This window comes from Streptomyces sp. NPDC127098 (assembly GCF_042722465.1).
GTDB lineage: Bacteria > Actinomycetota > Actinomycetes > Streptomycetales > Streptomycetaceae > Streptomyces > Streptomyces millisiae.
The window spans coordinates 1-19437 of the sequence record NZ_JBHXFJ010000046.1 but is presented as its reverse complement, the minus strand read 5'-3'; the positions used below and the strand labels follow the sequence as shown (position 1 = coordinate 19437).

Genomic DNA, 19437 nt, shown 5'->3' with positions numbered 1-19437 from the left:
CGGGCCGCAGTTCTCGGATCAGTGAGCGGTGAGTGGCCGGCCGGCCGTCGTCGACCGGTTCGACGGCGTGGGGGAGTGAGCGGGGCGGCCGACGTTGCGAAGGGCTGTGGGGGCGCCCTGACCAGACATAACGGACCCTCATATATGACGTACGATGTGCGACGCGATGACGGTAGGAGCGGCCACAGCATTCGTCAACGCTTCTGACAAAAACGGGCCCCGCCCGACAAGTGCGGGCGGGGCCTGGGTCCTTGGCCGGGCGGTGCGTCAGCGCGCCGGCGCCTCGGCGGAGAGCGGGGGCGCGGCCTCGGCCGGCGCCGTCGGTGCCGGGCGGCGGCGGGCGAAGGCGCCGAAGGCGCTCACCGCGGTGGCGAGCAGCGCGCAGCCCAGCGGCACCAGCAGGGCGGCGCGGTAGCCGTCGAGCAGCGCGGCCGGGGAACCCCCGTCGCCGGTGGCGGCCACGTTGACGGCGGTGACGGCCGACAGGCCGAGCGCCGCGCCGAACTGGAAGGACGTGTAGAGCAGACCGCCGGCCACGCCCTGGTCCTCCTCGGCGACGCCCTCGGTGGCGGCGATGGTCAGCGGGCCGTAGGCGAGGGCGAAGGACAGGCCGAGGAGGGCGAAGCTGGGGAGCATCGCGAGATAGGTCCAGTCGGCGCCGACGGGCAGGAAGAGCAGGTAGGCCAGGGCGGCCGTGGCCATGCCGGCGAGGATCACCCGGGCGTTGCCGAAGCGGTCGACGAGTCGGGGGACGACGGTGGGCGAGATGACGGCGTCCGCTCCCAGCACCAGCATCGCGAAGCTGGTCTGGAGCGTGGACCAGCCGCGCAGCTCCTGGAGGTAGAGGACGGCGACGAACTGGAAGCCGTAGAAGGCGCCGAAGAGCAACAGCGCGACCAGGTTGGCGCGCAGCAGGGGCCACGAGCGCAGCAGGCCGAGCCGCAACAGCGGGGTGGCGGCGCGGCGTTCGACGAGGACGAAGGCGGCGAACAGGGCCAGGCTGGCGGCGACGGTGAGCGCGGTCCAGCCGCCGGCCGTGTGGGTGGCCCGCTCGACGCCGAGGACCAACAGGACGATCGCGGCGGTGACGGTGACCGCGCCGGCGACGTCCATGCGGCGGTCCGCGGTACGCGGCTCGTCGACGCGGGGGATGAGGGCGAGGGCGCCGAGCAGGATGAAGAAGGACAGGATGACCGGGGCGAAGAAGACCCAGCGCCAGTCGAGGGCGGCGAGGAAGCCGCCGAGGACCAGGCCCAACGAGAAGCCGCCGGCCGCCGTCCCCGAGTAGACCAGCAGCGCGCGGTTGCGGCGCGGGCCCTCCTCGAAGGTGGTGGTGATGATCGAGAGGCCGGCCGGCGTCATGAACGCGGCGGCGACGCCGGTGACGAAGCGGGCCACGATCAGCATCCAGCCCTCGGTGGCGAGGCCGCCGAGCCCGGAGAAGAGCAGGAAGACCACCAGCCAGGCCACGAACATCCGGCGGCGCCCGAAGACGTCGGCGGCCCGGCCGCCCAGCAGCATGAAGCCGCCGTAGCCCAGCACGTAGGCGCTCATCACCCACTGGAGGGAGCCGGTCGACATGCCCATGTCCTCACGGATGGTGGGGAGCGCCATGTTGAGCATGGCGATGTCGATGCCCTCCAGGAAGATCGCTCCACAGAGCACGAGGAGCAGTCCCCAGGACGAGCGGGGTGGGGAGGACACGGGCGCGGACATGGTGGCTCCAGCTCTCGACGACACGGCGAGGTGACGGTTACGGGAACGCGGGTCGGTTCCCTCTTGTTACCGAGCCCCATGCTGCGGCATCCTCGGTGAGCGTGGAAGAAGGCACTTTCAAGTCACCGAGTCACTGCAAGGGCACCGAGGACGACGCCGTGCGCCAGTGGGACGTCCGGGAGGACTGCGAGGTCCGGCAGATCCTCGACCGGGTGGCCGACAAGTGGTCACTGCTCGTGGTGGCCCTGCTCGACCAGGGCTCCTGGCGGTTCACCGAGCTGCGGCGCGAGATCGACGGGATCAGCCAGCGCATGCTCACCGTCACACTCCGTAACCTGGAGCGGGACGGCCTCGTCCGGCGCACCGTCCACCCGGTCGTGCCGCCCCGGGTGGACTACGAGCTCACGCCGCTCGGCGCGACGCTGCACGACACCATCCAGGCGCTGGTGCGGTGGACCGAGTCCCACCAGGAGGAGATCGCGGCGGCGCGGGCGGCCTACGACGCCCGCGCCACGGGGCCCAGGTCCTAGTCGAACCGCCACTCGCCGCGCGCGTACTCCACGACCACCGGGTCCATCAGGGTGGAGGCGCGGACGTCGTCGCGCGCGCGGCGGTCGACGGGGAAGACGCCGGCGGCGGTGAGCACGTCCTCGTCGAGGAAGTGGAGGGCGGGGGCGTCGGCGGGCAGGCGCAGCTCGGGGGCGTCGGGGGAGAGCGTGGCCAGGGTGAAGCCCCAGTTGCCGAAGCTCGGCACGTCCACCTGGTAGGGGGTGGTGGCGAAGCCGGCCTGCCGGATGCTGGCGTCTATCGACCAGTAGGTGCGCGGGGCGAAGAACGGCGATCCCGACTGGACCACCACCCGCGCGTCGGGCGCCAGGATGTTGGCCAGCATCGCGTAGAACTCCACCGAGTAGAGCTTGGCCGTCGCCGTGTCCTCGGGGTCGGGGAAGTCGATCAGCACCGCGTCGTAGCGGCCCGAGGCACCGCGCAGCCAGTTGAAGGCGTCGTCGTTGACGACGTCGACCCGCGGGTCGGACAGGGCGTCGGCGTTGAGCTCGCGCAACGGCCCGTACTCGGCGGCCAGTTCGGTCATGGCCGGGTCGAGCTCCACCAGGGTGACCTGGCGTACGTCGTCGTAGCGCAGCACCTCGCGCAGCGCCAGGCCGTCGCCGCCGCCCAGGATCAGCACCCGGGAGCGCCCGCCGACCAGCGCCGGATGCGTCAGCGCCTCGTGGTAGCGGTACTCGTCGACGGAGGAGAACTGGAGGTCCCCGTTGAGGAAGAGCCGCAGGTCGGTGTCGCCGGTGAAGGCCAACGACCGGGTCAGCACGATCTCCTGGTACGGGGTGCGCTCCGCGCGCACGATCGGGTCGCGGTAGAGACGCTGCCGCGCGGTGACCTCGATGTCGTCGGCCAACCAGTAGGCGGTGGAGAGCACCGCCACGATCGCGGCCATGCCGGCCAGCAGGCCGACCCGCACCAGGCGGCGGGTCTGGCGGCGGAAGATCCACAGCACCACCGCCACGCCCGCCACCGCGTTCACGATGCCGACCACCAGCGCGCCCCTCAACTGCCCGAAGGTGGGCAGCAGCAGGAGCGGGAAGCACAGGCCGCCGACCAGCGCGCCCAGGTAGTCGACGGCGAACATGTCCGCGACCGCGCCGCCCGCCTCCTGCCGGCGGATCCGCTGCAACATCGTCATCAGCAGCGGGATCTCGGCGCCGATCAGAAGACCGACGACGAAGGCGACCACCACCATCGCGGACGTGTAGACGCCGAGCACCGCGAACAGCACGTAGAGCATCAGCACCGAACAGCCGCCGATGAGCGCCAACGCCCCCTCCACCAGGGCGAACGCGCCGACCGCCCGGCGCTGCAGCGGCTTGGCGGCCAGCGAGCCGACCCCCATGGCGAAGACCATGATCGACAGCACCAGGGAGGTCTGGAGGACGGTGTTGCCGATCAGATAGCCACCGAGCGCCACCAGCGCCAGCTCGTAGACGAGTCCGCACGCCGCGCACAGGAAGACGGTGAGCAGCAGCAGGAAACGAGCCAGCCGGGGGCGTGCGATCACGACACCGCCGCCCCGACCATCAGCGCGGTGCCCAGGTACATCGCGCCGTGCACCCAGGCGGCGGGGTGCGCGTGGCCGTCCCGGTCCTCCATCACGGAGGCGCCGCGCCGGCCCGGGGTGAGGGCCGCGACCACGAAGAAGACCAGCGTCATCAGCACCACGCCGGCGAGGCCGTACAGGGCGGTGGACAGCAGTCCGTCGTCGAGTCCGTCCTCCGACTCGCTGGCGCCGATGGCGGCCCTGAGCACGATGCCCACGCCCAGCATCTGGCCGGCCAGCAGTATCGAGGCGCCCTTGTTGCGCTCCTTCCAGACCTGCCTGGCCAGGTGGCCGGGGGTGAGCAGGTCCAGGGCGACGAACGCCACGGCCATCACGGCGAAACCGACGAGCCCGTAGAGCAGGGTCTCGCCGGCCGATTCGAGGATCTCCCCCATGGTGTCGCTGTCCTTTCGGTGAGGTCGGTACTGCTCGCTGAGGTCGGGTGGTGGAGGTCGGTGTTACTTGCCGCTGCCGGGGCCGCCGCCCCGGAAGTCGCCGCCGCTGTCGCGCTGCGCGGCCGGCCACCGGTGGCCGACGTGCGCGCTGTAGCGGGAGCGCCCGGAGCGGTAGTCGTCGACGTCGATCTCGCTGCCGGCGAGGGCGGAACCGAAGGGGGCGATCGCCACGATGTCGTCGTCGTAGCGGAGGAAGACCGAACCGTCGTCCTCGATCCGGTCCATGGCCGCCCGCTCGCGCTCGATGGCGTCCGCCACGAGGGCGGGGGTGGCGTCGCGGTCGAGGAAACGGTTCTCGTAACTGCTGCCGGTGCGCTCGTAGGTGGCGGATATGAAGCTGAGCGGCACGTCGGGCTCGTCGTCGCCGCTGCCGCAGCCGGCCAGGGGCAGGAGGGCGAGGAGCGCGGCGGCGGAGATGGCGGTACGCCTCATGGGGTCTCCAGCCTGGTTCTGGTGGTGACGAGTTGGTCGGCCTGCGGATAGGCGTGCCAGGTGCGCCACTCGACGCCGGCGCCGTCCGCGGTGCGCCTGGCCCACAGCGCGGTGACCGCGTCCGGCGAGCCGGGGAAGACGCCGCACAACGCCCCGTCGCGGTCGGCGAGTCGGGCGCGCAGCGCGGTCACCCGCGCGGAGAGGTCGGCCGGCGCGCAGTTCTCGACGCGCGAAGTGAAGCGGTAACTCCAGCCGTCCAGGCGCCGGTCGACGGAGGGCGGCGGGCCGCCGCCCGGCTGGCCAGGCAGACAGGCCAGGGTCTCCCGCACCGGCCCGGCGAACACCTGGTGCGAGGCGCCGAGCAACCGCAACTCCACGAGGAGACCGTCGAGTTCGACCATGGCGACGGCCAGCGCCGGCAGGGCGGGTGCGCCCAGCGAGTAGGACAACTGGTCGGCGCTGGTGTCGAGATAGGGGGCGGCCAGGGCGGCTATGCCGCTCACGCGCCGCCGCCCGGGTAGATGGTGAGGGTGCCGGGGGGCACCCGCTCGCCGAGCGACGCCTCCCAACGGCCCTGCCCCCGCGCGTCCAGGCCCGGCTCGTTCAGGAAGTGTTCGAAGGCGAGCCCGCGCCCGTCAGGGCCCTCGTAGTCCACGTACTCGACGCGGCCGGTCGGGGGGAGGCCCGTGGTCCCCTCGGAGAGGTAGCCGGCGGTGCCGTGCTCCTTGTGGTGGTACGTGACGCCGTCCACGGTGATGGTCGGCTGGCCGGGCAGCAGCGGGATCGCGCCGCGGTACTCGTGCCACATCACGACCTCGAGGTCGACCTCGGCCTCCACGGAGATCCACCGTCGGCCCGCGCTCGTGCCGTTCATGGCGTCGACGAAGTGCTCCGACCACCGGTAGTCGCCCTCGGCCAGCCGCAACGAGCCGCGGACGAAGAGCCGTTCGCCCAGGTAGTCGACCATGTCCCCGGCCTTCAGATACCGGGGATCCCCCGCCGTGTACCCCCCGGGGGCGAACGGATCCCGAGGCGCCGGCGGCGCGGCCGGCGTACCCGACCGGCGCGCCAGCAGCACGATGACGACCAGCGCCAACACGATGACGACAGCTATTGCCAGGGCCATGCCCATCGGCGATCCCCCGTTCGGTACCACAGTGAACGGGGGACACTATCGCACGCCGTGCGAGCGGCTCAGGTAGCGGGCGTCAAGGGCGGAATCGGACCCTGGTCGAACTTGGTCTGCTGCCGCTGGCTCAGCCGCCGGACGAACAGGATCGCCAGCACGGCCGCCGCCACGCCGAGCACGCCGCTCAGGGTGAGGATGCTGGCCTGGTTCCCCAGCGCGTCCAGGTCCTCGGCGTTGCCGAGACCCTCCCCGCCCAGGTCCTGGACCTGGGCCGAGAAGTCGGCGAGCGTCAACAGGAGCCACAGCACCCACCAGGCGTTCACCACGCCCCGCGCCGGATCGACCCCCCACGGGGTGCTGGCCCGCCAGGCGTCGTTGGCGATCTTCTTCGGGAACCAGAAGTTCACCACGGGGACGAACCAGGCGCCGATCGCCCAGCCCCGACCCATCCGCTGCCCGGCCGGGTCGAAGACCTCCGCGTTCACCCGGATCCGGTGGAACCAGATGATGAAGACGATGCCGGTGGCCAGCAGGCCGAGTGCCTGGAGCGCGATGGCGCCGTTGTAGAAGTCGTCGACGTCCTGGGCCTCCTGGAGCGTCGGGAGGTTGCCGTCCTGAATGTCGCTGACCGTCGTCCGCATCCGGCTGGCCGCCGCGGCCACCAGGAGGTAGAGGCCGGCGCAGACGGTCAGCAGCACCGTGAGCGCCGTCGCCAGCCCGCGAGGGCTGACGAAGACGGCGCCCGGCCCGACCGGTCCCGGCTGGTAGGGGTACGGCTGGCCGGCCGCGTGGGGGTACGGCTGCCCCGGTGGCATGGGATACGGCTGACCCGGTTGCGGGAAGTACGGCTGGCCCGGCGGCTGCTGGCCGTACGGACTGTGCGGTGGTGGCGGAGGCGGTGGCGCGCCCATGTCTGGTCCCCCCTGACGCGAACGGGCCGACGTGGCCCGCCCGTTGACGTGTCGTGTGTGCGGAAACGCTTACGGAAAGCGGAAGGCCAGACGATAACAGCGCGCGACGACAACGGCCGGCTCAGGATCGTCCGGCGTCCGCTCGGGGGGCCTTGCCGTGGGCGGAAGAGGCAGCGATACCGAGACCCGCGGCGCGGCATGGACAACAGCGCATGCCTGAGCGATCCACTGATCCCCCCGTCCCCGAGCGGTTGCCGAACACCCACCAACAGTGGCGGACAACGCCTCGATCGGGCGAGCGGTTTCGGCGTAGGCTGAAACTCTGTGGTCAGCGCGACGGGCTGCTGCAAAGGAGGTTGCCGGGTGCTGCGCATCCACCTCACCGGGGACGACCTTGCCCGGATCCGCATCGCGGAGCGGCCCGACCCGATGTGGGAGACCATCCTCAGCTCGCACCGGCTGCGCGACCGCCGCGCACCACACGTCTACGGACACTGGCGCGAGCAGTCCCGCCGCCGCGTCGGCGCCCTGCCCGCCACCCTACGCGCGCTGATCCCGCTCACCGGCTACTTCCCCGACTTCCTCAACCCGCCCGAGTCCACACACGGTTGGGACGAGGGCGTCGAGGCGCTGCGGGCCACCCCGCGGCGCAGGCTCGGCGCCGAGATCGAGCGGCTCGACACCAAACAGCCGCTGCCCGCCTGGGTCAGGTCGCTGGCCCGCGGCGACCGCGCCACGCTCGACCAACTCGCCGCCGACCTCCAGCGCTACCACCAGCGGGCGATCCACGCCGACGGCGTCTGGCGCCGCGTCCAGGCCGAGGTCGACGCCGACCGGGCACTGCGCGTCCGCCACCTGCTGGCCGGCGGCATCGACGGGCTGCTCGCCGGACTGCGCCCGGTGCTGCGCTGGAACCCACCGGTGCTGGAGTCCGACTACCCCGTCGAGCGCGAGATCCACCCGGCCGGCCGCGGCCTGCTGCTCGTCCCCTCCTTCTTCTGCTGGCGGCTGCCCGTCACCTACGCCGACGGCGACCTCACCCCGGTCCTCGTCTACCCGATCGAGCACGCCGAGGCCGCTCCCGAGAACGCGGCGGCCCTCGGCCGGCTGCTCGGCACCACCAGGGCCCGCGTGCTGCGCTGCATCGAGAACGGCACCACCACCGGCGAACTCGCCCTGCGCGCCGGGGTGTCACTCGCCTCCGCCAGCCAGCACGCCAGGGTGCTGCGGGACGCGGGACTCGTGATGTCGATGCGCCGCGGCAACGAGGTGCTGCACACCCTCACCCCGCACGGCCTCGGCCTGCTCCCCGCCGACCGCCGCCACTAGGCCCGGCGCCCTACTGCTGGTCGGGCGCGGCGGCCCAGCGGAAGCGGCGCTCAGGACGGCCCGTGCTGCCGTACCGAAGGGTCACCGCCACCCGCCCGGTGGCCGCGAAGTGCTCCAGGTAGCGGCGGGCGCTCACCCGGGACAGGCCGCTGCGCGCCGCGCACTCCGCCGCCGACAGGTCCTCGTCGCACCCCAGCAGCGTGTTGCGCACCAGCTCCGCCGTCTCCTCGGAAAGACCCTTCGGCAGCCGCGGCGGCGGCACCGCGGCCCCGAACACCCGGTCCACGGCGTCCTGTCCGGGCAACGACGACGCGATCGCCGCCAACTCCCGTGAGCGGCGCGCGTAGTCCCGCAACCGCTCCTGCAACACCGGCACCTCGAACGGCTTGATGACGTAGTGCACCGCCCCGCCGCGCAGCGCCCCCCGCACCGTCTCCACCTCACGGGCCGCCGTGATCACCAGCACGTCCGGCTCGTGCCCCACGTCGGCCGCCACCCCGCCGCGCAGCTCACGCAGCACGTCGAGACCGCTGATGTCCGGCAGGTAGATGTCCAACAGCACCAGGTCCGGGCGGAGTTCACGCACCGCGACCAGCGCCTCCGCGCCCGTCCTGGCCTCGCCGACCACCTCGAACCCCGGCGTCCGCTCCACCACCTTGCGGTGCAGCCTGGCCACCATGAAGTCGTCGTCGACGATCAGCACCCGGATCACGAACCCGCCCCCTCGAAAGCCCTCTCCCGCACCGTGCGCGGCAGCCGCGCGCTGAACTCGGCGCCGCGCACCGTCACCTCGCCACCCCGCCGGGTGCACACCAGGCGGGTCAGCGCGAGACCGAGGCCGCGCCCGGAGTCCCGGGCGGCCGCCTTGGTGGTGAAGCCGTGCCGGAAGATCTCCTCCGCCAACTCGGGCGCCACCCCGGGACCGGAGTCCCGCACCAGCACGTCGATGCCCTCCGGCGTCTCCGTCAGCCGCACCTCGACCCAGCCCTCGCCGGCCGGCTCCCCGCCCGCCCGGCCCCTCTGGTCCCCGCCCGCCCTGCCCCGCACCGCGTCCAGCGCGTTGTCCACCAGGTTCCCCACCACCGTCACCAGGTCCGAGGCGAGCGACTCCGGCACCGGGCCGAGGTCGCTGTCCGCCGTCAGCCGTAGCGTGCTGCCCTGCTCGGCGGCCAGGCTCGCCTTCGCGATCAGCAGCGCCGCCAACGACGGGTCGGCGACGTGCGCGTTGACGTCCGCGCTGCGCTGCGCGTGCGTGCCGCTGACGCCGCGCACGTAGCGCGCGACCTCCGGATACTCCCGCAGCTCCACCAGGCCGGCGATCACGTGCAGGTGGTTGGAGAACTCGTGCGCCTGCGCCCGCAACGTGTCGGTCGCGCTCCGCGTGGCCTCCAACTGCTGCTGCAACGCCGTCAGTTCCGTCAGGTCACGCATCGTGGTCACCGAGCCGGCCGGCTGCCCGCGCGTCACCAGCGGCATCCGGTTCACGGTCAGCACCCGCTCCCCGGTGAACACCACCTGGTCCCGGCCCTTCGCCCGCCCGGTCAGCACGTCGTGCAGCCGGCCCGTCACCCGCAGCTCGGCCAGCGTCCGCCCCGGCGCGTCGGCCGGCAGCCGCAGCAGCTCCCGTGCGCTGTCGTTGGCCAACGTCAGCCTGCCGTGCGCGTCCAGGCCGATCACGCCCTCCTTGATCCCGTGCAGCATCGCCTCGCGGTGCTCGACCAGCGCGGTGATCTCGCCCGGTTCGAGGCCGAGCGTCTGCCGCTTGATGCGGCGGGCCAGCAGGAAGGAGCCGGCCGCGCCGAGCCCGATCGCGATGCCGAGGTAGAGCAGCAGCTCGGGCGTCGCGGTACGCACCCGCTCCGCGAAGCCACGGGTGTCCCGGCCCGCCGCCACGACGCCGAGCAGCTCGCCGCTCTCGCCGAACACCGGCACGTGCGCCACCAGCGACGCGTTCCCCGAGCCGTCGGTGATCGAGCCCGTCCACGACCGGCCCTGTAGGACCGTGCTGTCCGCCAGCGGCAGCTCCTCGCCGATGCGGCGCGGGTCGGCTGCGGTCAGGATGCGGCGCGAGGCGTCGGTGATCTCCACGTACGAGACGCTGGAGACGCTGCGGGCGCTCTCCGCCGACGCCTGCAGGATGCCCCGGTGCTCGGGGTCGGCCAGACCGATCCGCACGGCCTCCTGCGAGGCCACGTTCTCCGCCACGTTCAGCAGCCGGCTGCCCTCGGTGCGGCGGAAGTCGGCGTTCGCCTGGGCGATCGACACCCCGGCGATCACCACGAGCACGACGACGATCAGGCCGAGCTGCAGGGTCAGGAACTGGCGGGCCAACGACAGCCTGGCCAGGCTGGGCAGCCGGAACCGCATCGGAACACCACCTCCTCTCGCCGCTCTCGACCGGACCCTACGTGCGGCCCTGTCCATCCGACCCGTCGCGAGGTACGTTACGCCGAGTGAAGCCCGTTCCGATATCCCCCGCGATGCTGCCAAACCGGGCGCGGGTCACCGCGCTGCTGGCCGTCCCGGGCCTGCTGCTCGCCGGCTGCGCGGCCGGGCCGAGCGACAGACGGCTGCGGGTGATGGTGCCCACGGTGGCAGGCGGCGGCTACGACTTCACCGCCCGCACGCTGGCGATCACGCTGCGCGAGTCCGGGCTCGCCGGCGACGTCGAGGTGTTCAACCTCACCGGCGGCATGGGCACGGTCGCCCTGACCCGCCTGGTCCACGAGTCGGGCAACGACGGGCTGCTGCTGCAGATGGGCCTCGGCCTGGTCGGCAGCCTGCACACCGGCTCGGCGCCGGTGCGGATCGGCGACGCCACGCCGCTGGCCAGGCTCGTCGACGAGCCGGGCACCATCGTGGTCGCGGAATCCTCGCCGTACCGCACCTTCGACGAGCTGCTCGTCGACTGGCGGCGCGGCCACCTCACCGCCGGCATCGGCTCGCTGCCGGGCGGCCCCGACTACCTGGCGCTGATGCTGACCGCCGACGCCGTGGGCCTGCCGCCCGACGCGGTCACCTTCAACCAGTACGACGGCGGCGGCGGGCTGCTGGCCGCGCTGCTCAGCGGCCAGGCCGACGTGATCGTCAGCGGCCTCGGCGAGCTCCGCCACGCGGTCGCGGCCGGCGAACTCCGCGTGCTCGCGGTCACCGGCCCGCGCCGGGTGACCGGCCTCGACGCGCCGACGCTGCGGGAGTGCGGCTACGACGTCGAGGTGACCAACTGGCGCGGGCTGCTCGCCCCGCCGGGCCTCGCCCAGGACCGGCTGAACCGGCTCCGCGACCTGATCGAGCGGCTCCACGGGCGCCGCGAGTGGCGGTCCGCGCTGCGCGAGAACGGGTGGGGCGACGCGTACCTCCCGGGCGCGGCGTTCGGCGACTTCCTCGCCTCGGAGACCCGGCGGGTCGGGGCGCTGCTCGACCGTTTCGCCGCGTGAGGCCCCCGGTCTCCCTGGGCATGACGACGATCAACAGGCCCGTAGGGTCGGGGTGATGACCCACGACAGCGCTCCGGCACCACCGGACTCCCCCGACCACGAACTGTCCATGCTGACCGCCGCCCAGGCGGCGTACCTGCGGGCGCTGGCCGCGCCCCGGCTCGACGCGGACCGCGTCACCTCCCTGCGGAACCTCGGGTTCCTGTGCCGCCGGGAACCGGAGACCGCTGGCCGGAGCTGGTGGCGGCGCACTTCGCCGCCCTGCGGGAGGCCGGCCAGGGCGGCGAGAGCGCCGAAGAACTGCTGCGCGGCACGCACGCCCGGCTGCTGCCGGCCGACGCCCTCACCCCCGAGCTCGCGGACGCGATGCGCTACGCGCGCGTGGTGGCCGACGGGCTGGTCCTCATCCACGCCCTCGACGGACCCACCTCGGTGCGCGTCCTCACCGACCGGGACGTGGAGCGCGCCGGGCTCGGGGAACTGGACGAGGCCGGCTTCGCGAACCTGCTGCGGGTGCCCGTCGAGCACCGGGAGGTGACCGTCGAGCGTGGCGTGCCGCTGCACTCGCTGGGGCGCCTGGGGAGTTCGTGGACCGGATCGACTACCAGCCGGCCGCGCTCTTCCGCCGGCTGATCACCGGCGACCACGTCGCCTTCGGCGCGGCGCTCGCCGAGGCGCTCGCGCATCACGGCGCCTACTGGGGCGGTTCGGCGGCGCCCCGCGCCGGGTGGCGCTCGGCCCGCTGGCGATGGCGAGCCTGGCCCACGAGCGCGGGTTCCCCGTCGACCCTAAGCAGCCGTACCTCCCGACGTACCTCGTGAACGGCGAGCGCGTGGAGGTCGTCCCCGACTGACGGCCGGATCTCCGAACCCGCTAGGGGATCTCGAAACGGATGCCCGTCAGCTCCTCGGAGGCGGCCCACAGCCGCTCGCCCATCGCGTCGTTCCTGGTCCAGGCCGCCCGCCAGGGCCCGCCCGGGCCGCCGCGCAGGGTGCGGGCGCCCAGGACGCTCGGCCCGGTGAACGAGTCCGGCGCGACGCGCGGCGCGGTCGCGGCGTACAGCAGCGGGGTGGCGCCCACCTCGGGCGGGGCCGCGACCAGCCGGTTGAGCAGCCCCGCCGCCCGCTCCTGGAAGGCGCTGCCGGCCAGCCGCGGTCCCTTGGCCTGGAGCTCCGTCGCCGCGTACCCGGGGTGCACGGCGGCCGCCAGCACGTCGTGGCCGCGCAGCCGGCGCGCCAGCTCGTGGGTGAACAGCAGGTTGGCCGACTTGGACCGCGCGTACGCGATCCAGGGCCGGTACCGGCGCTCGGAGTTGAGGTCCCGCAGGTCGATGTTGGACATCAGGTGCGCCAGGCTGGAGACGACCACGACCCGCGCGCCCGGGGTCTCGAGCAGCCGGTGCGCCAGCAGCCCGGTCAGCGCGAAGTGGCCCAGGTGGTTGACGCCGAACTGGGTCTCGAAGCCGTCCGCCGTCCGGGAGAACGGGATGGCCATCAGGCCCGCGTTGTTGATCAGCACGTCGAGCCGCCGCTCGCCCCAGTCGCCGGCGAAGGCCCGCACCGACGCGAGGTCGGCCAGGTCGAGCAGCCGCAGTTCGGCCCGCGCCTCGGGGACCTCGCCGAGCAGTCGCTCCAGGGCCGCCTGGCCGCGCTGCTGGCTGCGGCAGGCCAGCACCACCCGGGCGCCGCGGCGCGCCAGCTCGCGCGCCACGACAAAGCCGAGCCCGCTGTTGGCGCCGGTGACCACCGCGGTGCGGCCCTTGAGATCGGGGATGTCGCGCACGGTCCAGCCCATGCGTCAAGCGTAGGCCGCGCCGCGGTGTCGTGCGATACGAGTCAACCCCCGGTCACGTGCGCGGATTGTCCGCCGGGCCGGCCGCTCGGGTCCGCGCCCGCGTCCACCGGCGTCACGGTGACGGGGCAGCGCAGCCGCCGGTCGCGGCCGACGACGCGACCGGGACCGGTCAGCGTCAACGGCAGCCGGTGCCTGATGTCGGCGCTCGACGCCGCCAGCCGCAGTTCCAGCGTCCCCGGGTCCACGATCCGCCGCCCGGGGGCCACCGTGTACGCGGCCAGGTCGGGGTGGAAGCCGAACCGCACCTCGGCCGTCCGGCCCGGCGCGAGATCCACCCGCGCGTAGCCGATCAGCCGGTTCACCGGGCGTGCGGTCCTGGCCACCGGGTCGTGCAGGTAGAGCTGGACGACCTCGGTGCCGGCGCGCTCGCCCGTGTTGGTGACGGTCAGCCGCACCTCGGCCCCGGCGTCGGTGGCCACCGCCTCGGCGTCGACCGTGGCGTCGGCCCACGCGAACTCCGTGTACGACAGGCCGTGCCCGAAGGGATAGCGGGGTGTCGGGTCGACGGAGCTCGCCTCGCCCGGCTGGCCGAGCGGCGGCGCCAGGTACGACCACGGCTGGCCGCCCGGGTGCTCAGGCACGCCCACTGGCAGCCGGCCCGACGGGTCGACCCGGCCCGAGAGCACCCCGGCCACCGCGCCGCCGCCCTCCTCGCCGGGGAAGAACGCCTGGACGCAGGCGGCGAGCCGGTCGGCCCAGCGACCGAGCGCGTACGGCCGGCCGGTGAGCAGCACCAGCACCACCGGCACGCCGGTGGCCAGCGCCGCGTCCACCACGGCGCCCTGCCCGTCCGGCAGTTCGAGGTCCGCGGCGTCGCAGCCCTCGCCCGACGTGCCGCGCCCGAAGAGGCCCGAGCGGTCGGCGACCACCACCACGCACACCTCGGCGTCCGCCGCCTCCTCGGGCGAGTCGACGCGGCTGATCTCGGCCTCGGGCAGCTCCGCGCGCAACCCGTCGAGCAGCGTGGGGAGTTCGACGCCCAGCGGCAGCCCGGGGTGCTGGGCGCCGGCGTGCCGGGGGAAGGTGTAGCAGCCGAGCATCGCCGCCGGGTCGTCGGCCAGCGGGCCGAGCACCGCGATCCGCGCGCGGGGCGGCAGCGGCAGCGCGCCGCCCTCGTTGGCCAGCAGCACCACCGACTCCTCGGCGAGACGCCGCGCCACCGCCCGCATCGCCGGCGGGTCCAGGTCGACCCGGTCCGCGCCGTCGGCGAGCGCGGACGGCTCGCCCGACCAGTCGTGGTCGAGCAGGCCGAGTTGCGCCTTCTGCGTCAGCACCCGCAGCACCGAGCGGTCCACCAGCTCCTCGGCCACCTCGCCCGACCTGATCGCCTTCAACAGCGGTTCCCCGTAGCAGCGCCCGGCGGGCAGCTCGACGTCGACGCCGGCCGCCAGCGCCAACGCCGCCGCCTCGGCCGACGAGCCGGCCACGCCGTGGCTCAACTCCAGGAAGGAGACGCCGAAGTAGTCCGAGACCACGACGCCGTCGAAGCCCATCTCCTCGCGCAGCAGCCGGGTCAGCAGTTCCGGGTCCGCGGTCGCCGGCACCCCGTCCAGGTCGTTGTAGGCGGCCATCACGGAGCGGGCGCCGCCCTCGCGCAGCGCCATCTCGAACGGCGGCAGGATCACGTCGGCCAGCTCGCGCGGCCCGATCGAGACCGGCGCGTGGTTGCGGGCGCCGCGCGAGGCCGAGTAGCCGGCGAAGTGCTTGAGGGTGGCGACGATCCCACTCGACTCCAGGCCCCGCACGTAGCCGGCGCCGATGGTGGCCACCAGGTACGGGTCCTCGCCGATCGACTCCTCGGTGCGGCCCCAGCGCGGGTCGCGCACCACGTCGAGCACCGGGGAGAGCCCCTGATGGACGCCGACCGACCGCATCGAGATCCCGATCAGCCGGGCCGCCTCCTCCACCAACTCGGGGTCGAACGACGCGCCCCAGGCAAGGGGCGTCGGGAAGATGGCGGCCTGCCAGGCGTTGAACCCGGTCAGGCACTCCTCGTGCGCGATGGCCGGTACCCCGAACCGGTTGCTCGCCGCGATCCTGCGCTGGTCCTCGGCCAACGTCCGCGCCCGCTCGGTCGGGTCGACCGGGCCGGTGCCGAACGGCCGGGTGAGGTGCCCGAGTCCGTGCACCACGACCGAACGGGGGTCGGGCGTCGAGGAGTTGATCTCGTGCTGGCGTGGGGCGACGTCGGCGTCGTCCTCTCCGGTGGTCTCCTCCGAGTCGGGCCAGATGCCGACCAGTTGGGCGAGTTTCTCCTCCAGGGTCATTCGGGAGAGCAACTCGGCCGCCCTGGCCTCGGCCGGCAGGGACGGGTCCTGCCAGGGGCGTTCGGAGTGGTGGCTGTGCTCGGGCATGAGGCTCCTTCTGTAGCCCTCGGGTCCGCTGGGCGGCGGTCGGCGCGGGTTACTTGCCGCCGACGCCCATCAGGCCGTTGATCAACTGCCGTCGGGCGAAGAGGTACGCGGTGAAGATCGGCACGATGGAGAGCACGACGGCCGAGAGCAGGGCGGGGATGTCCGCCCGGTACTCGCCGATGTAGTCGTAGAGGCCGAGCGTCAGCACCCGGTTCTCCTGGGACTGGGTGAGGATCAGCGGGAACAGGAAGCCGTTCCACGCGCCGAGCGCCGAGAACACCCCGACCGTGGAGATCCCGGCCCGGGACATCGGCACCACGAGCTGCAGCAGGATCCTGGTCTGACTGGCGCCGTCCAGTGCCATCGACTCGTACAGTTCCTCGTCGATGTCGCGCATCGTGCCCACCAGGATCAGCACGCTGACGGGCAGCGAGAACGCGGCCGTCGGCAGGATCACGGCCAGCAGCGTGTCGTACAGCTCGAGCCTGGTGATGATCCAGTAGATCGGGATGATCACGGCCTGGGACGGGATGGCCAGACCGAGCAGGAAGAGCTGGAAGGCCCGCCGGGAGATCGCGGAGCGGTTGCGCACCACCGTGTAGGCGACCGTGACCGACAGTACGACGGCGATCGTGGCGCAGGAGACCGTCACCACCAGGGTGTTGAGGAGGTAGCGCGGGAACTCGCCCTCCAGGACCCGCTGGTAGCTGTCCAGCGACGGGTTGGTGGGCAGCGAGAGCGGCCCGTTCTCCAGGTAGGAGGCACGGTCCTGGAGGGTGGACATCACCAGCACGTACAGCGGGATCACCACGATGCCCAACCACAGCAACGCGGCGAAGCCGGCCGGGTAGTTGGCCCTCGGCAGCCGCCGCCGCGGCGCGCGCCGCGGGCCCGCCGCGGGCGGCTCCCGGTGCGGCTCGGGCCGCCGCTTGGCGACGGTCTCGGCGTGGGTCTGCGTCACAGCCCCTCCCTGGTGCTCTGCATCCTGGTGAACCCGGTCAGCCGCACCAGCAGCAGCGACACGGCGGTGGCGATGATCACCAGGGTGGCGGCGATGGCGCTGGCGTAGCCCAGCTCGAAGGTGCGGAACCCCTCCTCGTACATCAGGAAGGGCAGGATCCTGGTGGCGTCGCCCGGACCGCCGTTGGTGAGGATCAGCACGGTGTCGAAGTAGGTCAGCGCGCCGACCACCATCAGCACGGACGAGGTGATGATCGTGTTGCGCAGCTGCGGCAGCGTGATGGAGAAGAACTGCCGCACGGTGCCGGCTCCGTCGATGGACGCGGCGTCGTAGAGCGAACGCGGGATCTGCCGGGCGCCGCCCTGGTAGATCAGCGTGTGGAACGGGACGAACTGCCAGCTGGCCACGAAGACGATGGCGATGAACGCGCCGCGCGACGAGCCGAGCAGGTCGGCGGTCTCCAGGTCGAACCACTCGGCGACGTCCGCGGCCAGACCGAGGTTCGGGTCGAACAGCGTGCGCCACAGCAGCGCCAGTGCCACCGAGGACGCCAGCAGCGGCAGGAAGAAGATCGCGGACAGCACGGCCCGGTAGCGCTGCCGGCCGGCCGCCCACACGCCGAGCAGCAGCGCGATCGGGGTCTGCACGGCCCAGGTGAACACGGTCAGCAGCACGCTCAGCCAGATGGCGTTGCGCATGCCGTCGTCGTTCCACAGCCGGGTCCAGTTGTCGAAGCCGATCCACGAGGGGCTGGCCAGGCCGTCCCAGTCGGTGAACGACAGGTAGGCGACCAGCACCATGGGCGCGGCGGCGAAGACGAGGAAGAACAACACGCCCGGGATCGCCCAGGCGAGGCCTGGGCGACCGGCGTGCGGGACGACGGCGGAGTCCCGCGCGGATTGGCGACTCATTCGACGACCGCCTAGATGTCCTGCATCGCGTCGACGAACTCCTGCGCCGACAGGTCACCGCCGAAGAGCTGCTCGATGTTGTCCATCATCGGCGTGGACTGCGAGGCCGGCAGCGCCTGGTCCCAGGAGAGCGTGAAGTCCGAGGCAGTGGTGACCATGTCGTACTGGAAGTGCGCGAACTCCGGGTTGCTGTGGCTGTCCAGCAGCGCCTCCGCGTTGGCGGTGGTGGGGATGTCGCCGTTGTCGATCAGCGCCTGCGCGTACTCCTCGCTGGCCATCAGCGAAAGGAACTCGACCGCCGCGTCCAGGCGTTCGCCCTCGACGTCGGAGTGAACCGACCAGTAGTTCGTCGGGTTGCCGACCACGGCCGAGGGGTCGCCGGCGCCACCGGGGATGGCCGGGAAGGCGGCGAAGGCCAGGTCGTTCTCGGTGAACTCCGGCTGCTGCGCGAGCTGGTTGGCGTACTCCCAGGAGCCCATCAGGTGCATGGCCGCCTCGCCCTGGGCGAAGAACGTGGAGGCGCCGTCCGTGGTGTACCGCACCGAGCGGAAGTTGTTGCCGAACGCCCCCGCGTCCACCAGCTCGGTCACCCGCTCGGCCGCCGCCAGCACGGCCGGGTCACCCCAGGCTGCGGAGTCGCCGCCACGGATCCGCGCGAACACGTCGGCGCCGCCCTCCCGGTCCAGCAGGTACTCGAGCCACATCAGCTCGGTCCACGGGTCGCCGCCGGCCAGCACGGCCGGGGTGACGTCGCGCTCGGCGAACGTGTCCACCAGACCCATCAGGTCGTCCCAGGACGCGGGCGGCTCCACGCCTGCCTCGTCGAACAGCGTCTGGTTGTAGAACAGGATCACCGGCTGCACGCCGCGCATCGGAACCCCGTAGATCCGCCCGTCGATCCCGCCCGCCTCCAGGATCGACGGGATGAACGCGCCGTTCAGCCCCGGCTCCTCGGCGATGATGTCCGTGAGGTCGACCAGCATGTCCTGCTCGACGAAGTCGGAGATGCTGCCGCCGCCCCAGTTGAAGAAGATGTCCGGCGCGTTGGAACCGCCCATCGCGGTGCGCATGCGGTCCTGGTAGTTCTCACCCGGGATCTGGGTCAGGTTGATGTCGATGTCGGAGCTCTCGTTGAAGCGCTCGACGAACTCCTCCTGGATCACGGTCGACCCGTCCTGGTACACCCACACCTCGAGACCGTCCCCACCACGCCCGGCCGGCCCACTGCTCCCACAGGCCGCCAGGGCGCTCATCGACAGGACGCCGGCCGCCACGACCGCGAGGTGACGTATTCGCCGGCTGCTAAGGCTTTGCATCGTCGCACACCTTCCGGAAACTCGCCGAAAATTATCGGATCAAGTGCCGAAGCAACGTACGACCCCCCGGGCATGCGGTCAAGCCCTCGCGCCCTGGCGGGCGAAACGCCCTGAAGGGGCCTGTGGTGGCTGTTGGTGGGGTGTCTGACGGTTCGGGCGGTGTGTGCGCCCTGGCGGGCGGAAGGCCTCGAAGGAGCCTGTGGTGGTTGTTTGTTGGGTGTCCGATGGTTCGGGCGGTGTGTGCGCCCTGGCGGGCGCGGGCCCCGAAGGGGCCGGGCGCCTCGCGGCGCGGCGCGGTGGGGCGTGGGTGCGCTGGGCGGCCGCGCCGCGGAGCGTCAGGCGCGCGCCCCCGGCCGCGCCGGCAGGCCGCGCCGCCACCCGGCGGCGCAGCCGCCGGGGCCGCGCTCGGCCAGCGCACAGCTCACGCCGCACTTGCCCGGCGGCGCAGCCGCCGGCCACGTCGCGGTGGCGAACCCACCGCGGGCGGGCATCGCCGCGCGGAGCGCGCAGGAGGGCGGG

Annotated in this window: 20 protein-coding genes; 5 read left to right on the top strand and 15 right to left on the bottom strand. The window is 72.9% G+C overall.

Annotated features, from left to right (window positions below):
• Positions 1–267: 267 nt before the first annotated feature.
• Complete coding sequence (locus tag ACFWI8_RS25180) at positions 268–1716, bottom strand: MFS transporter (protein WP_387095581.1); 1449 nt, start codon at positions 1714–1716, stop codon at positions 268–270.
• Between the two features lie 101 nt (positions 1717–1817).
• Between ACFWI8_RS25180 and ACFWI8_RS25175 the strand changes: the two genes are divergently transcribed.
• Positions 1818–2246, top strand: coding sequence for a winged helix-turn-helix transcriptional regulator (locus ACFWI8_RS25175; protein ID WP_387095578.1), 429 nt, complete (start codon positions 1818–1820; stop codon positions 2244–2246).
• Here the strand turns inward: ACFWI8_RS25175 and ACFWI8_RS25170 are convergent.
• The 6 genes from ACFWI8_RS25170 to ACFWI8_RS25145 form a co-directional block, all read right to left on the bottom strand.
• Entirely contained in the window at positions 2243–3790 is a 1548-nt protein-coding gene (locus ACFWI8_RS25170; RefSeq protein ID WP_387095575.1) for a polyamine aminopropyltransferase, read from the bottom strand. The two genes, ACFWI8_RS25175 and ACFWI8_RS25170, sit on opposite strands and share 4 nt — an antisense overlap.
• Complete coding sequence (locus ACFWI8_RS25165; RefSeq protein ID WP_387095572.1) at positions 3787–4224, bottom strand: DUF350 domain-containing protein; 438 nt, start codon at positions 4222–4224, stop codon at positions 3787–3789. The genes ACFWI8_RS25170 and ACFWI8_RS25165 overlap by 4 nt, the downstream gene beginning before the upstream one ends.
• Before the next feature lie 63 nt (positions 4225–4287).
• The gene (locus ACFWI8_RS25160; protein ID WP_387095569.1) at positions 4288–4716 is read right to left on the bottom strand and encodes a DUF4247 domain-containing protein; all 429 of its coding nucleotides are present in this window, start codon (positions 4714–4716) and stop codon (positions 4288–4290) included.
• Entirely contained in the window at positions 4713–5219 is a 507-nt protein-coding gene (locus ACFWI8_RS25155; RefSeq protein WP_387095567.1) for a DUF2617 family protein, read from the bottom strand. The genes ACFWI8_RS25160 and ACFWI8_RS25155 overlap by 4 nt, the downstream gene beginning before the upstream one ends.
• Complete coding sequence (locus tag ACFWI8_RS25150; RefSeq protein ID WP_387095564.1) at positions 5216–5842, bottom strand: DUF4178 domain-containing protein; 627 nt, start codon at positions 5840–5842, stop codon at positions 5216–5218. The genes ACFWI8_RS25155 and ACFWI8_RS25150 overlap by 4 nt, the downstream gene beginning before the upstream one ends.
• A gap of 68 nt (positions 5843–5910) precedes the next feature.
• Positions 5911–6660 carry a DUF4328 domain-containing protein gene (locus ACFWI8_RS25145; RefSeq protein WP_387095561.1) on the bottom strand — a complete coding sequence of 250 codons (750 nt, stop codon included), beginning with the start codon at positions 6658–6660 and terminating at the stop codon, positions 5911–5913.
• A 459-nt stretch (positions 6661–7119) separates the two neighbouring features.
• Between ACFWI8_RS25145 and ACFWI8_RS25140 the strand changes: the two genes are divergently transcribed.
• Complete coding sequence (locus ACFWI8_RS25140) at positions 7120–8085, top strand: ArsR/SmtB family transcription factor (RefSeq protein WP_387095558.1); 966 nt, start codon at positions 7120–7122, stop codon at positions 8083–8085.
• Between the two features lie 10 nt (positions 8086–8095).
• Here ACFWI8_RS25140 and ACFWI8_RS25135 read toward each other — a convergent pair whose 3' ends face one another.
• Complete coding sequence (locus ACFWI8_RS25135; RefSeq protein WP_387095556.1) at positions 8096–8797, bottom strand: response regulator; 702 nt, start codon at positions 8795–8797, stop codon at positions 8096–8098.
• Positions 8794–10452 carry an ATP-binding protein gene (locus tag ACFWI8_RS25130; RefSeq protein WP_387095553.1) on the bottom strand — a complete coding sequence of 553 codons (1659 nt, stop codon included), beginning with the start codon at positions 10450–10452 and terminating at the stop codon, positions 8794–8796. Before ACFWI8_RS25130 ends, ACFWI8_RS25135 begins: the two co-directional genes overlap by 4 nt.
• Before the next feature lie 113 nt (positions 10453–10565).
• Between ACFWI8_RS25130 and ACFWI8_RS25125 the strand changes: the two genes are divergently transcribed.
• The 3 genes from ACFWI8_RS25125 (at position 10566) to ACFWI8_RS25115 (ending at position 12343) form a co-directional block, all read left to right on the top strand.
• A complete protein-coding gene (locus ACFWI8_RS25125) occupies positions 10566–11522 on the top strand; it encodes a Bug family tripartite tricarboxylate transporter substrate binding protein (protein ID WP_387095667.1) in 957 nt (318 codons plus the stop codon).
• A 204-nt stretch (positions 11523–11726) separates the two neighbouring features.
• Positions 11727–12155 (top strand): hypothetical protein, encoded by a 429-nt coding sequence (locus tag ACFWI8_RS25120; protein ID WP_387095550.1) that lies wholly within the window; start codon positions 11727–11729, stop codon positions 12153–12155.
• On the top strand, positions 12110–12343 hold the full coding sequence (locus tag ACFWI8_RS25115; RefSeq protein ID WP_387095547.1) for a hypothetical protein: 234 nt from the start codon (positions 12110–12112) through the stop codon (positions 12341–12343). Before ACFWI8_RS25120 ends, ACFWI8_RS25115 begins: the two co-directional genes overlap by 46 nt.
• A gap of 52 nt (positions 12344–12395) precedes the next feature.
• On the opposite strand, the gene ACFWI8_RS25110 is transcribed toward ACFWI8_RS25115, so the two are convergent.
• From ACFWI8_RS25110 to ACFWI8_RS25085, 6 genes are all read right to left on the bottom strand, one after another.
• Complete coding sequence (locus ACFWI8_RS25110) at positions 12396–13316, bottom strand: oxidoreductase (RefSeq protein ID WP_311602083.1); 921 nt, start codon at positions 13314–13316, stop codon at positions 12396–12398.
• Between the two features lie 41 nt (positions 13317–13357).
• Entirely contained in the window at positions 13358–15730 is a 2373-nt protein-coding gene (locus tag ACFWI8_RS25105; protein ID WP_387095544.1) for a glycoside hydrolase family 3 N-terminal domain-containing protein, read from the bottom strand.
• A 49-nt stretch (positions 15731–15779) separates the two neighbouring features.
• Positions 15780–16691, bottom strand: a complete 912-nt coding sequence (locus ACFWI8_RS25100) for a carbohydrate ABC transporter permease (protein ID WP_387095541.1) — start codon at positions 16689–16691, stop codon at positions 15780–15782.
• On the bottom strand, positions 16688–17602 hold the full coding sequence (locus ACFWI8_RS25095) for a carbohydrate ABC transporter permease (RefSeq protein ID WP_387095539.1): 915 nt from the start codon (positions 17600–17602) through the stop codon (positions 16688–16690). The genes ACFWI8_RS25100 and ACFWI8_RS25095 overlap by 4 nt, the downstream gene beginning before the upstream one ends.
• Before the next feature lie 11 nt (positions 17603–17613).
• Entirely contained in the window at positions 17614–18918 is a 1305-nt protein-coding gene (locus tag ACFWI8_RS25090) for an extracellular solute-binding protein (protein ID WP_387095536.1), read from the bottom strand.
• A gap of 335 nt (positions 18919–19253) precedes the next feature.
• Positions 19254–19437, bottom strand: a 184-nt coding sequence (locus tag ACFWI8_RS25085; protein ID WP_387095533.1) for a hypothetical protein, incomplete at its 5' end; no start/stop codon positions are given.

Excerpts from the sequence above, each read along its gene's own strand:
- ACFWI8_RS25180 (WP_387095581.1), bottom strand. The coding sequence starts at position 1,716 with ATGTCCGCGCCCGTGTCCTCCCCACCCCGCTCGTCCTGGGGACTGCTC.
- ACFWI8_RS25165 (WP_387095572.1), bottom strand. The coding sequence starts at position 4,224 with ATGGGGGAGATCCTCGAATCGGCCGGCGAGACCCTGCTCTACGGGCTC.
- ACFWI8_RS25160 (WP_387095569.1), bottom strand. The coding sequence starts at position 4,716 with ATGAGGCGTACCGCCATCTCCGCCGCCGCGCTCCTCGCCCTCCTGCCC.
- ACFWI8_RS25150 (WP_387095564.1), bottom strand. The coding sequence starts at position 5,842 with ATGGCCCTGGCAATAGCTGTCGTCATCGTGTTGGCGCTGGTCGTCATC.
- ACFWI8_RS25145 (WP_387095561.1), bottom strand. The coding sequence starts at position 6,660 with ATGCCACCGGGGCAGCCGTACCCCCACGCGGCCGGCCAGCCGTACCCC.
- ACFWI8_RS25130 (WP_387095553.1), bottom strand. The coding sequence starts at position 10,452 with ATGCGGTTCCGGCTGCCCAGCCTGGCCAGGCTGTCGTTGGCCCGCCAG.
- ACFWI8_RS25125 (WP_387095667.1), top strand. The coding sequence starts at position 10,566 with ATGCTGCCAAACCGGGCGCGGGTCACCGCGCTGCTGGCCGTCCCGGGC.
- ACFWI8_RS25110 (WP_311602083.1), bottom strand. The coding sequence starts at position 13,316 with ATGGGCTGGACCGTGCGCGACATCCCCGATCTCAAGGGCCGCACCGCG.
- ACFWI8_RS25105 (WP_387095544.1), bottom strand. The coding sequence starts at position 15,730 with ATGCCCGAGCACAGCCACCACTCCGAACGCCCCTGGCAGGACCCGTCC.
- ACFWI8_RS25095 (WP_387095539.1), bottom strand. The coding sequence starts at position 17,602 with ATGAGTCGCCAATCCGCGCGGGACTCCGCCGTCGTCCCGCACGCCGGT.
- ACFWI8_RS25090 (WP_387095536.1), bottom strand. The coding sequence starts at position 18,918 with ATGCAAAGCCTTAGCAGCCGGCGAATACGTCACCTCGCGGTCGTGGCG.